The 11,920-nt window shown below is 48.4% G+C and carries 10 protein-coding genes; all 10 read right to left on the bottom strand.

What is annotated here, in order from left to right; genetic code table 11:
• Nucleotides 1-100: 100 nt before the first annotated feature.
• The 10 genes from QZT80_RS21780 to QZT80_RS21735 all read right to left on the bottom strand — a co-directional run bounded on the left by QZT80_RS21780 (nucleotide 101) and on the right by QZT80_RS21735 (nucleotide 11,870).
• On the bottom strand, nucleotides 101-1,138 hold the full coding sequence (locus tag QZT80_RS21780) for a FecR domain-containing protein (protein WP_295127203.1): 1,038 nt from the start codon (nucleotides 1,136-1,138) through the stop codon (nucleotides 101-103).
• 101 nt (nucleotides 1,139-1,239) lie between these two features.
• Nucleotides 1,240-1,881 carry an RNA polymerase sigma-70 factor gene (locus QZT80_RS21775; RefSeq protein ID WP_295127200.1) on the bottom strand — a complete coding sequence of 214 codons (642 nt, stop codon included), beginning with the start codon at nucleotides 1,879-1,881 and terminating at the stop codon, nucleotides 1,240-1,242.
• A gap of 352 nt (nucleotides 1,882-2,233) precedes the next feature.
• A complete protein-coding gene (locus QZT80_RS21770; protein WP_295127197.1) occupies nucleotides 2,234-3,913 on the bottom strand; it encodes a glycosyltransferase family 39 protein in 1,680 nt (559 codons plus the stop codon).
• Between the two features lie 21 nt (nucleotides 3,914-3,934).
• Nucleotides 3,935-5,035, bottom strand: a complete 1,101-nt coding sequence (gene nagA, locus QZT80_RS21765) for an N-acetylglucosamine-6-phosphate deacetylase (RefSeq protein ID WP_295127194.1) — start codon at nucleotides 5,033-5,035, stop codon at nucleotides 3,935-3,937.
• 75 nt (nucleotides 5,036-5,110) lie between these two features.
• Nucleotides 5,111-5,902, bottom strand: coding sequence for an amidohydrolase (locus QZT80_RS21760; protein WP_295127192.1), 792 nt, complete (start codon nucleotides 5,900-5,902; stop codon nucleotides 5,111-5,113).
• A gap of 85 nt (nucleotides 5,903-5,987) precedes the next feature.
• Nucleotides 5,988-6,449: a regulatory protein RecX gene (locus QZT80_RS21755; RefSeq protein ID WP_295127189.1), complete on the bottom strand. Its 462-nt coding sequence runs from the start codon at nucleotides 6,447-6,449 to the stop codon at nucleotides 5,988-5,990.
• Nucleotides 6,449-8,794 carry an ATP-dependent helicase gene (locus QZT80_RS21750; protein ID WP_295127186.1) on the bottom strand — a complete coding sequence of 782 codons (2,346 nt, stop codon included), beginning with the start codon at nucleotides 8,792-8,794 and terminating at the stop codon, nucleotides 6,449-6,451. Before QZT80_RS21750 ends, QZT80_RS21755 begins: the two co-directional genes overlap by 1 nt.
• A gap of 101 nt (nucleotides 8,795-8,895) precedes the next feature.
• Entirely contained in the window at nucleotides 8,896-9,441 is a 546-nt protein-coding gene (locus tag QZT80_RS21745; protein WP_295127183.1) for an HdeD family acid-resistance protein, read from the bottom strand.
• A 186-nt stretch (nucleotides 9,442-9,627) separates the two neighbouring features.
• On the bottom strand, nucleotides 9,628-10,176 hold the full coding sequence (locus tag QZT80_RS21740; protein WP_295127180.1) for a DUF4136 domain-containing protein: 549 nt from the start codon (nucleotides 10,174-10,176) through the stop codon (nucleotides 9,628-9,630).
• A 116-nt stretch (nucleotides 10,177-10,292) separates the two neighbouring features.
• Nucleotides 10,293-11,870 carry a M28 family peptidase gene (locus QZT80_RS21735; RefSeq protein WP_295127177.1) on the bottom strand — a complete coding sequence of 526 codons (1,578 nt, stop codon included), beginning with the start codon at nucleotides 11,868-11,870 and terminating at the stop codon, nucleotides 10,293-10,295.
• Nucleotides 11,871-11,920: the final 50 nt, after the last annotated feature.

The following is an 11,920-nucleotide window of genomic DNA, read 5'->3' as shown; positions in this document are numbered from 1 at the left end:
CCTCCATTAAATGCTAGTTAAGCGGGGAATGCGCTGACATTTCCCGTTTTTTATTTTGGTTGTTTATCTGTTACTTCTCTAATAATGGCTTGTTTTAGCTTTAATAAATGATAATTGTATCTTCTTCCTGCCGGTAATTAAATGACTCCGTTAACTGTAACGCCTGTAATGCCTGGTTTAAAGTTTCCTTTTTAAATATGCCGCTAAAGCGGAGTTCTTCCACTGATTTATTTTCAAAACGGATGGTCACATTGTACCAGCGCTCCATTCTTGTAGCGAGGCTGGCAAAGGTTTCATCGCGGAATAACATCTTGTTATCTACCCACGCGGTTTCTATAATAGCACTATCCTCCAGCGGATAATAGGTTGGTGCGCTGATAACCGGTGGGGTTAACTGCGCTATGGCAGAAGAATCTTTTGCGGGTACGATCAGTTTTTCAGAGGGTTTTAAGCGTATCTTTTTACCTGGCTGGGAGGCGAGTACAACTTCCACTTCACCGCTGATCAGCGTTGCTTCATAGGCCCCGTCGCCAGGGTACGATTTAATGTTAAAGATGGTGCCGAGTACGTTCACATTCATACGATCGGTGTGTACCACAAAAGGCCGGGAAGCGTCCTTAGCTACATCGAAATAGGCTTCACCGCTAAGGTATACATCGCGGCTGTTTTCAGAAAAACGGGGGGGATACTTTAGTTCACTATCGGCATTTAGCCATACAGTTGTACCATCCGGCAGTTTAATAAGCGAGCGGGTACCGCGCTGGTTACGTGCCGAGCGAAGATCGCTGGTTTTTAGCGTGGTGAAATAAATCAGCCATGCGCTCGCTACCAGTACCAGTACTGCGGCAGCGACTTTTAGATAAAGGGATAAAGGTCTTCTTTTAGGAAAAGGCGCCGTGTCGGGCCAGTTGTTTTCGTCGGTTTGTTTCATTTGAGAAACCAGCCGGTCGAAAGCGCGGGCGGTAAGTGCATGATCATCTGCATCTTCTTTATTTTTCCAGAACTTCTGCATCAGTTCCTGGCCTTTGGTCAAACTTGGGTCGGCCTTCATAATAGCTTCCAGCTCCTGCAGTTCTTCTGCAGAAATATCGCCCGAAAGCTTTTTTGATAATAGCCATATATACCTGTCTGTTTGCATAAGCATAACGTGGATTGGCCCGATTGGCGCCCTTATATACTAAAGACACCTAAACGGGTGGAGTGTACGTATTGGGATTGAAAAAAAATTTCAGGAAAGAATTATGGCGTCAGCGCGGGCAGCAGTACCGCCAGCAAACCAGCCACAGATAAGGCATCCAGGGAGCGCGACTTTTCCCGGTACTGCGAGAGGTACGGGTCCAGGATGGTGTGCAACTGCTTAACCGCCTGAAATAACTGGGTTTCTACGGTGCGGGGAGAAAGGTGGAGGATTTCAGCCACTTCTTTTGGTTTAAAGCCTTCTTCTTTAATAAGACGGAAAACCATACGGCGTTTTGGCGGCAGCATTTCTACCGCTTCGTCGAGGCGAAGTAGCAGTTCGCGCCACTCCGTAGCAGTACAGGGATCGAAAGTATTTACCAGGTTGGCTTCGCCCGCTTCGTCGGCCGGCAGCACCCGGTAACTGGAAAACTGGCGTAAATGATTCAGGGCCTGGTTACGCACGGCCGTAAACAGGTATTTATCGATGTATGCTATGTCTGTAAACTGTTTACGCCCGGTCCACAGTTTCATGAACACGTCGGACACTACCTCCTCGGCGGCTTCCGCGCTTTGCAGGTACTCGGTGGCAAACTTTACCAGGCGTGAATAACAGAGGGTAAATAGTTCCTCGAAAGCTTTTTGGTCGCTCTGTTCACACACGTATTGCCATAAGGTAGAGAGATGGATTTTATCAGTATTCATCCGGTAACATTTTTTGCCGGTAACGACGGAATCAGTTTCTGTTTTCTTTAATGCGCTGGTAAAACCCTGGTTGCTAGTTCACTAAGGCCGATCTTGTAATAACATGGAATTAGTTCCTAAAGTAGATGTTAATATTTGATTTTACAACGGGTTGATGCAAGAAACTTTTTTTAGGGAATAGGAAATATTTAGCAAAAAGGAACACATAATGGCTGCTGCCCCATAGCAGCACCGGCGATGAACGGAGCGTCGCAACGGCTGTACCATAGCGAAATACAGCCGACTAACCACTATGCTAACGCGGGCGGGTAAGGCATTAAAAAAGCCCGGCTAAAACGGCCGGGCTTGGGGATTATTTTATGGTAACTTTTACCGTTTGACTGTTATGTGTTGGCGGTAAACCGGGTACAAAAATGCTGTATTTTAACCGGTATTTGCCCGGCGCGACCGGCATTTTCACCTGCAGGTCTATCGAATCTTTGCCCAAAGCATCCTTTAAAAGCAGGTTGGTGCGCACTGTATCCAGGTATTTGTCTTTACCGGTAATGGCATACCCCACGTAAGCCGGCTTATCGTCGAACATGGGCGGCTGCCTGTCATACCCCGATTCTACGCCTAACCTGAAATGCACCTCCGCACCCGGCGCTGCTTCTATCTCATTTTCAGCCCATGCGAACTGGATGAGCGAGTAGGAGCTATAGCGATCATAATTTTCGAGATACAATTTACCGTGACTGTCCTCCAGACTATCGGGCGCGGCGCCGAACAGTTTCCGGTAGCCACCGGCCAGCAGCACGCTGCGACCATACAACGGCTCTTCCATATGCCAGTAGTTGTACTGGCTGCGGCGGTTGGTAACACTATTAAGGCTATACGATTCGCCACCCGCATAAAACATGTATTTGGAAGGCGCCTGGTAGCTGTTAAAGAATACCACGGGACGGTCGCCCGCTTTTGCCTTTATTGCCTGTGCCCATTCTTTATTATGATGCAGCTCCGGCCGTACATGGATATCCGGAATAAAATCCCAAACCATGTATACACGGAAAACAAATACCAGCAACAAAGTCACCGGCAAGGTATATATCAGCGGCTTCAGGCTGCGGCGGTTCCTGATTATGGACTGATGCGCCAGTATGACCAGCGGTGTAAATATCATTGAGGTCCAGTTAGCTTCCACCCGGCCTTTGAAGGTACTGATCAGGAAAAACACCAATACACCGGTAAGGCAGAACTTCAAAGTACGTTCGAAAGTACGCATCACCGGGCTGGTAAAGGCATAATAGAGTAACAACCATCCAACAACCGGCCCGTATACCAATATCTGGCTCACGATATATTCCGCGGTGTAGTTAAAGTCATACTGCTCCGCATTACGTTCTACCAGGTGATATTGTATGGAGGGGAAGTGATGCGCGTACTGCCAGTAAAGATGTGGCAGGAAAAGAAGGGTGGTGATGACACAGGCAATGTAGTACTTGGTCACTTTAAGCAGGCTTACATTGGAAAGCACGGTAAAGAAAACCAGTAATATGCCATGGTACTTACTATAGAACATAAGCGCCATGCTAAGTCCCAGTAGTATGGTATTTTGCCAGTCCTGTTTTTCGAGAAACTGTTTGTAGATGTAGAAGTAAAGTGTGGCAAAGAAAATCAGCGGTACATCCGGTACGGCCAGCATACCACCTATCTGCATAGCACCCATTCCGCCCATGATCAGGTAAAAAACGCGGTTGTTCTTTGGCCTTATCATCTGGTCGACGAGCATGAGGGTGAGCAGGTTCAAGATCACCATACCGATCCTTACGCCCAGTTCGTTATGAAACACGGAGTAACCCAGCTTTATCAGCAGGGCCACCATTGGCGGATGGTCAAAATAGCCCCAGCTAAGCTGACGGCTATATACCCAATAGTAGGCCTCATCGTCCAGCAAGCCGGTATAAGCGGCCTGGGTAACGCCGAGCACGAACCACAACAGGTAAAAAAGGCTCTTGTATTTATCGTTCCGGATGTAACTGGTAAGCGTAGACATAGGTGGCGAAGTTATGAAATGTTACTGGGGCAGGATCAATTGTTTTAGCTCCAGCGCTTCGTCCAACACCACAAAAGCGGCCTCATAACCGGGAGCGATTACGCCCAGCGGGGTTTCCCGCTTTAATAACCTTGCCGGGTACTCGCTGGCCATTTTTAGTGCTTCCGATAACTCAATGCCCACTTTTTCCACGCAGTTCTTCACGGCCTGCAACATCGTGAGGCAGGAGCCCGCCAGCACATCGTTTTCCGTAACGAAGCGGTCGCCGCGGCGCAGGTATTGGTAGGTGCCGCGTGTGTTCTCTTCCACCGCATCGGTAATCAGGAACAGGCGATCGCCCAGTATTTTTTTGCTGATGCGGATGGCGTTAAAGTCCACATGCACCCCGTCGGCCACCACGCTTGCCAGCACCCGCGGATGATCGTAAATAGCACCTACCATGCCCGGCTCGCGGTGCTGGAAAGGCGACATGGCGTTAAATAAATGTGTTGCAGCGGGAATACCGTACTCAAATGCCGCATAAGCCTCTCCGTAAGTTGCATTGCTATGCCCTGCGGAAATGATAATACCTGCATCCATCATCCGTTTAACCAGTACAGGATCGCAGCGTTCCGGGGCGAGGGTCATTATCTTTACAACGTCCCGGCCTTCGTCGAGTATCCAGTCAATATCTTCCGTTGTGGGCGATTTAATGAAACCTTCGATGTGCGCGCCCTTTTTAACCGGGTTCATAAAAGGGCCTTCGAGGTGCAGACCTAACAAACCCTGACCGCCCTGTGCCCAGTAATCCTTTACTGCCTGCATGGCCTCACTCATCAGTTCGGGCGAGCTGGTAGGTATGGTGGCCATGAAGTAAGCTGCACCGCCACTTTTGCTGTATTCGTATACAGCCGCCAGCGAGTGTACGCTGGGATATAAAGAAAACAGCTGGCCATTGCCACCGTAGATCTGCATGTCTATAAAGGCAGGCGCAATGTAGTGACCGTTAAGATCGACAGCGTCTGCAGGTGCTTCTGCATTGGGTACAATTGCCTTTACTTCGCCATATTCAGTAAGAATGGTGTGATCTTTAAGCCATCCATTTGGAGTGGCGATGTTTCCGTTGGTGTAAGCCTGCAGCATAACGTTTGGTTAAGTTGATCATTCACATATCCGGTTATCCAAAAAAAACGGGCCATGTATACATGGCCCGTTCTCCTAAAGGATCATAAACTTGTCCGCATCTTTGAGGAAAGGCAGCCTGCCGCGAACTTCGTCCAGGTGCTTGCGCGAGAGGGTGTAGGTAAATACATCTTCTTCGTGTTCCTTGCGGTATATAATTTCGCCGAGCGGGTCTATCAAACTGGTATCGCCGCTGTGGTAAATATTGTTGCCGTCGTCGCCTACACGGTTTACGCCAATAGCGTAACACTGGTTTTCGATAGCGCGGGCATGCAGTAATGTTTTCCAATGCACATTACGCCTTTCGGGCCAGTTGGCTACATTAATCAACAGGTCGTATGCCGGTGTGCCGTCTTCACCCATGGTGTTGCGCGACCATATCGGGAAACGCAGGTCGTAACACACCGTGAGATTTATCTTCCACCCCTTTACCTGTGCGATCAGGCGTTTATCGCCCGGCTGGTAATGGTTATGTTCATCTGCAAAAGCGAACAGGTGGCGTTTATCGTAGGTGCCGTATACCCCGTTGGGTTGCATCCAGATCAGGCGGTTCAGGTATTCGCCGTTTTCTTCGATGATCAGGCTACCGGTAATGATCACGTTCTTCTCCTTCGCCTTCTTCTTCATCCACTGCACGGCACTGCCATCCATCGTTTCGGCCAGCCTTTCGGGCTGCATGCTGAAACCGGTGCTAAACATTTCCGGCAAAATAATGACTTCAGTACGCTCTTTGATGGCATCTATCTTCGCATCAAACATCGCCAGGTTGGCTGCTTTATCTTCCCAGTGGAGATTAGCCTGAATAAGACTTACGGTAAGATCGGACATATACTTAATATTCTTTTCCCGTTGTTTGCGGGGTAACAACAAATTTACGGAGCAGGGGCTTAGAAAAATTTAAATATTTTCCCTTTTAAGCGCCTGATTTTGCGATCTGTTCAACAGTTTCGCGTACCAGTTCCTGTTCAAAACCACGTTGTAGCAGGAACTGCATGGTTTTATACTGCCTTTTCAGGTGCTGGTCGCCGCGCAAACTGGTGTATTTCTTTTCCGCCAGCTTATGCAGCGCCTGCATATAATCATCCTCGTCTATTTCCAGCAATGCCTTTTTGATACAGTACACCGACACCTGCTTCATCTTCAGTTCCTGGGTAATCTTCTTTCGCCCCCATTGCTTCATGCGGAACTTGCCGCCGGCGAAGGCGATGGCGAAACGTTCTTCGTTCAGGAAGTTTTCTTCCACCAGCTGTGCGATCAGCTGGTCGACGTGTTCGCCCTTCAGGCCCAGGTCAAAACATTTGGAGCGCACCTCTGAATGGGCGCGCTCCTGGTATGCACAATAATTCCTTAATTTCTGTAATTCCTGTTCGTTCATTAGTCTCTGACAATACGCAGTTTAGCGTAGTTGAGCATGATCTTCTTTTCTCCGCCGCCCTTAGGGAATACCACGGTGGCGATCCTGTTGTTGGAAGCGCCTTCCATGTTCATAATGGTACCGAAACCGAACTTCTGGTGTTCCACTTTCATACCGGGCTCCATTGTCGCCGGATCATCAGGTGCAAAACCGGCCGTTGGTACGTGGGTAGATGCAGCTGCTGCGGGTTTAGGCATAGGCCTCGGACCCGATGGTGTAGCAGTTTGCGCCTGACCTGGTGCTTTCTTCTGCACACGGTCGAATACATTGCCACCACCGCCAACGCCTCTGCCAGTTCCGCCACTGCCGCCAAAGCTGTTACGCATACCACCACCACCGGCATAACTACGGTCCACAAACTTCTCAGGCACTTCTTCCAGGAAGCGGCTGGGTTCATTTTGCTGCAGTTGTCCAAAACGGTAACGGCTATTGGAGTAAGTAAGCCATAATTTAGACTTGGCGCGGGTAACGGCCACGTAAAACAGGCGGCGTTCTTCTTCCAGGTCTTCGCGGGAGTTGATAGACATACCGCTTGGAAACAGGCTTTCTTCCATTCCCACAGTAAATACCACCGGGAACTCCAGGCCTTTTGCCGCGTGAATGGTCATCAGTTTCACTACATCACTGTCTTCATCGTTGCCCTTGTCTGCATCGGTAAGCAGCGTAATTTGCTGGAGGTAAGTACCCAGCGTTTTTTCCAGCAGTTCACCATCTTCGGTAGGTGTTTCAGTGAATTCCTTTATGGAGTTCAGCAACTCCTGCACGTTTTCATAACGGGCAAGACCTTCCGTCGTTTTATCGTTAAACAGTTCTTTTACAATGTTGGTGCTTTTACCGATCTGTACAGCTACATCGTAGGCATTGCTTTTTTCCAGCATCGAGCGGAAACTGCGGATCATCAGCACAAAGTTCTCGATAGCTTCCAGGGTACCACCTTTATAGCCAAACTCTTTCGCCCTTTCCAGCACTTCCCACATCGTAATGTTTTGTTCGTTGCTGGCCAGTATAGCGCGATCGATAGACGTTTTACCAATACCGCGAATAGGGTAATTGATAATACGTTTGAGGCTTTCCTCATCGCGGGCATTCATCACAATACGCAGGTACGCCAGGAAGTCTTTTACCTCTTTACGCTGGTAAAATGAAATACCACCGTAAATACGGTAAGGGATGGCCAGGCGGCGCAGGCTTTCCTCTATAGACCGGCTTTGCGCGTTGGTGCGGTATAATACGGCGAAATCGCGGTTGGCGTAGTGGTTGCGCAGCTTTTGTTCCTGCACTGTATCGGCAACGTACTTACCTTCTTCGTTATCGGTCATGGTACGTACCAGGCGTATCTTTTCACCTTCTGAGTTATCCGTCCACAGTTTCTTTTCTATCTGACCTTTGTTCTTCGAAATTACTTCGTTCGCTACGCCCAGGATGCTTTTGGTACAACGGTAGTTTTGCTCCAGTTTCACCACGTGCGTATCTGTATAATCTTTCTCGAACTGTAAGATGTTTTTGATGGTAGCACCGCGGAAAGAGTAAATACTCTGCGCATCGTCGCCCACCACGCAAATATTTTCGTGAACAGCACCCAGCAGTTTAATGATTTCGTACTGTGCGGGGTTGGTATCCTGATACTCATCGATCATGATGTACTTAAACTTGTGCTGGTACTTGGCCAGTACATCGGGCACCGTTTTAAGCAGTATATGGAATTTGTACAACAGGTCATCAAAGTCCATTGCACCGTTCTTAAAACAGCGTTTGGCGTACATGTCGTAAATCTTTCCCGTCATAGGACGGTTTGCGCGCATGTCTTCCTGTGTAACATAATAATCGTGCTGGTACGACTCCGGGCTCATCAGGCTGTTTTTGGCTGCGGAGATGCGGTTGTATATCAGGTTGGGTTTGTAATGTTTATCGTCGAGGTTCAACTCGTTGATAATCGTTTTTACCACACTTTTGGCATCGTCCGCATCGTAGATGGTGAAGTCGCGGGGATAACCGATTTTATCGGCATCTGAGCGGAGCAGGCGGGCAAATACGGAGTGGAAGGTACCGATGTAAAGGTTACGGGCTTCGTTGCCGCCCAGGATCTTTTCCACCCTTTCCTTCATTTCCTTGGCGGCCTTGTTGGTAAAGGTAAGTGAGAGTATATTAAATGCGTCTACACCGTTCCTCATGAGGTGTGCAATACGCATAGTCAGTACTTTAGTTTTGCCGGAGCCGGCGCCGGCCACGATCATCAGGGGACCGTTAATGTGCATTACGGCTTCCCGCTGCCTTTCATTCAGCTCGTTTAAGTAGTTTGGATTCATTCCCGGGTTTGGTGTTAAATCGTAATTGTTAGAACTTCTTTCCGAAGCGTGTAAAATTACGATTTGCTGGCGGGATCATGAAATCATCTGTGAACTATTCGCTACCGCAGGCTCCTGTTGTGTTTGCGCAGGCGAACGGCAAGAGATATTAAGAGAATTCCTGCTACGACTGCATAAAATCCAAACATCCAGGTGAGGGTAACTGCTGCCGCAATCGGGTTGATCAGAAACAATACGCCGAAAACTATAGAAATAATACCACCCAGGATGTACCAGCCTTCTCCTTCTATCTTTTTACGGAGGCGTATCGCCACAATAATCTCCATCAACCCCACAAAAATAGCCCAGAAGGCCACCATGTAAATAACGAACTCGCCCAGCGCCAGCGGATTGGTAAACGTGAGAAAGCCCAGTATAATGCCGCAGATGCCGGATAGCAGTATCACCCACCAGTTTTCATTGTACTTACGCGCACCAATCGCACCAAGCACCGAAAAAACGCCATCAATAAAAAGATAAGCGCCCATGAAAATAATGAGCGTAGCGAAAGTAACCACTGGCCAGAACAACGCCATCAGCCCAAAAAAGATGGCCAATACACCCCGCAGGAGAAATACCCACCAATAAGCAGAGAAATAGTTCTTCATATATACCGATGATTTTGGGAATAATCGGGCGCTACTGCCCGGTATACACTCTAACAAGCCTGTTGCGAAAATGTTCGGGCGGCTATTTACAGAACGAGTACCACGTCTTTATAAATATATCTTTGGCTCCAACAACAGAATAAGTATTAAGCCCCCGTTGCGTCGCACACTGCAACAGCAGTAATCCTATTTAATATCTTTAAACAGATTAGCGATAGCGGCAGTTACCTGTTCCTCCCGTTTGGCTTTGCGGGAAGCCACGACCTCTTCCACCACACCGCGCCATACCATTTTGTTCTGCACACGGTCTACCAGGTGTACGGTGGCGGTACCTTCTTTATAGCGGCCTACTTCCACATCTTCGCTCTTCCATGAGTAGTTTCGCTGGCCCACGTAACGGGGCGCATCTGTACGAAAGTCAGTTTGACGGGTTTGTACCTTTTCGGTTACGACCAGCCCAATATTTACCTGTAAATCGGGATTGGCGGCCTGCTGTAAACCATGCAGCGTCAGTTGGCGGGCAATTTCACGCTTTAACAACGTTACCCCCTCCTGGTATGAGTTGCCCGAAATACTAGAATCGCCACTCGTTTCCACATCAAAAAAATTGAAGGTCTTATATTGGGATAACGAAAAACCGTCGGCCGGTTCGCGGTTTACTACGCGCCCGCTGGTACTGCAGCCGGCAACAAATACGATCAGGGTTAGCGCAACACCCAGGAATATTGTCTTCATGTTACGATGGATTGATTATGTATACAGGAACAAACTCTGGGCCTAAATGGTTGGGGATAAAAACAAACAGTCCCGCTTCCTTAAAAAGCGGGACTGTTCAAATATCAATTTATAGCTTATTTCTCGTGCCTGTCTACCTTAATCCGTTCTTCGCGGTTAGCGATTTCCCAGGCGGTATAATACACCAGCCTTGCGCGTTTTTGCAGCATGCCGTATGATATCTTTTCTACGGTATCGGTTGCCTTGTGGTAGTCGGCATGTACACCGTTAAAATAGAAGATGATCGGGATATTATGCTGCGCAAACATGTAATGGTCTGAGCGGTAGTAAAACCTGTTAGGATCGTTAGGATCGTTGTAACGGTAATCCAGCTTCAGGTTTGTGTACTTGTTGTTGGCCTGCTCGCTGATAGGGCGCAGGTCGGAACTAAGTTTATCGTCGCCTATGATGTATACATAGTTAGAATCGGACTGATGCTCGGGATCAATACGGCCTATCATATCGATGTTAAGATCGGTAACAGTGTTGGCCAGCGGGTAAATTGGGTTATCGGTGTAGTACTTAGAACCGAGTAAGCCTTTTTCCTCTCCGCTCACGGTCATAAATACAATGCTCCGGCGGGGACCTTTACCGGCTTTTTTCGCCTTGGTAAACGCCTCAGCTATTTCCATTACCGATACGGTGCCCGAACCATCATCGTCTGCTCCGTAAAATATTTTACCATCATGTTTACCCAGGTGATCGTAATGCGCCGTAATAAAAATGATCTCGTCCTTTTTATCGGTGCCTTCCATATATCCCAGCACGTTGCTCGATTTATTTTCGATAGTGCCTTTTTTGAGACTAAGGTTCACAGGGCCGCTGGTGGCGGAAGTATAAGGACGATTACCTTTTACGGAAGCCGTCATACTGTCTAACACCGCTTTACCGAACACTCCTTCTGCCAATGCAGGCGAAACCAGGTAAGTATTAGGAATGTATTCCATGGTTTGCATGAGGTTCTCCTTCATGTAAAACCGGGTTTTAGACATGCTGGGAGCCATGTATTTTAATACGTCCGGATCGGCCAGGCGGGGCGATATAATAAAAATCGCACGGGCACCTTTACCACCAGCCGTTCTCGCTTTTGCGCGGGCATCGGCGAAGGCAGAAGGGCGTTTGTTTTTGCTCAGTAGGTAATTACCATCTTCACCCATCGGCTCTGCTTCCAGTACCACTACGATTTTATCGTCGAGGTTGCCGAGGTTTTTATAGTCGTCGTACCCTTCGGTGCTGATGCCATATCCTGCAAACACGATCTGTGCATTTTTCACGTCCTGGTCCTTGGCGTCGCGTACACTGATCAGGTAGTCTTTACCGAAAGTAAAGGTCTGTTTGCCTACGCTGAGCGTACTGGCAGTAACAGAATCCTGCACCATGGAAAAGTATTGTTCCCATTGACCATTGGCGCCGGGTTTAAGGCCCAGTTTCTTAAAATGTGCGGCAATATAAGCTGCGGCTACACGCTGACCTTTGGTAGCGGTTTCGCGGCCTTCGGTTTTATCGCCGGCAATAAAGTACAGATGTTTCTTAAGATCGGCAGCGGTAATGCTTTTGCCGTATGTGTCTGCGCCTGACTTTGATGCCGTGGGCGTTTGCGCACAAGCGCAGGTGCTGGCAGCGAGCAGGCTAGTTAACAGGGTAAATGTTCTCATTATGCAGAGATGTTGGTTCAAAAAGATAAGTACCGGTTCAAAAACATACC

Origin of the sequence: uncultured Chitinophaga sp. (assembly GCF_902168175.1) — a bacterium.
Taxonomy (GTDB): Bacteria; Bacteroidota; Bacteroidia; order Chitinophagales; family Chitinophagaceae; genus Chitinophaga.
Note: the sequence above shows the minus strand (reverse complement) of the source record. Positions and strands in the feature narration are given on the sequence as shown.

Excerpts from the sequence above, each read along its gene's own strand:
- QZT80_RS21750 (WP_295127186.1), bottom strand. The coding sequence starts at position 8,794 with ATGAATCCAAACTACTTAAACGAGCTGAATGAAAGGCAGCGGGAAGCC.
- QZT80_RS21755 (WP_295127189.1), bottom strand. The coding sequence starts at position 6,449 with ATGAACGAACAGGAATTACAGAAATTAAGGAATTATTGTGCATACCAG.
- QZT80_RS21775 (WP_295127200.1), bottom strand. The coding sequence starts at position 1,881 with ATGAATACTGATAAAATCCATCTCTCTACCTTATGGCAATACGTGTGT.
- QZT80_RS21745 (WP_295127183.1), bottom strand. The coding sequence starts at position 9,441 with ATGAAGAACTATTTCTCTGCTTATTGGTGGGTATTTCTCCTGCGGGGT.
- QZT80_RS21760 (WP_295127192.1), bottom strand. The coding sequence starts at position 5,902 with ATGTCCGATCTTACCGTAAGTCTTATTCAGGCTAATCTCCACTGGGAA.
- QZT80_RS21780 (WP_295127203.1), bottom strand. The coding sequence starts at position 1,138 with ATGCAAACAGACAGGTATATATGGCTATTATCAAAAAAGCTTTCGGGC.
- QZT80_RS21735 (WP_295127177.1), bottom strand. The coding sequence starts at position 11,870 with ATGAGAACATTTACCCTGTTAACTAGCCTGCTCGCTGCCAGCACCTGC.
- QZT80_RS21740 (WP_295127180.1), bottom strand. The coding sequence starts at position 10,176 with ATGAAGACAATATTCCTGGGTGTTGCGCTAACCCTGATCGTATTTGTT.
- nagA (WP_295127194.1), bottom strand. The coding sequence starts at position 5,035 with ATGCTGCAGGCTTACACCAACGGAAACATCGCCACTCCAAATGGATGG.
- QZT80_RS21770 (WP_295127197.1), bottom strand. The coding sequence starts at position 3,913 with ATGTCTACGCTTACCAGTTACATCCGGAACGATAAATACAAGAGCCTT.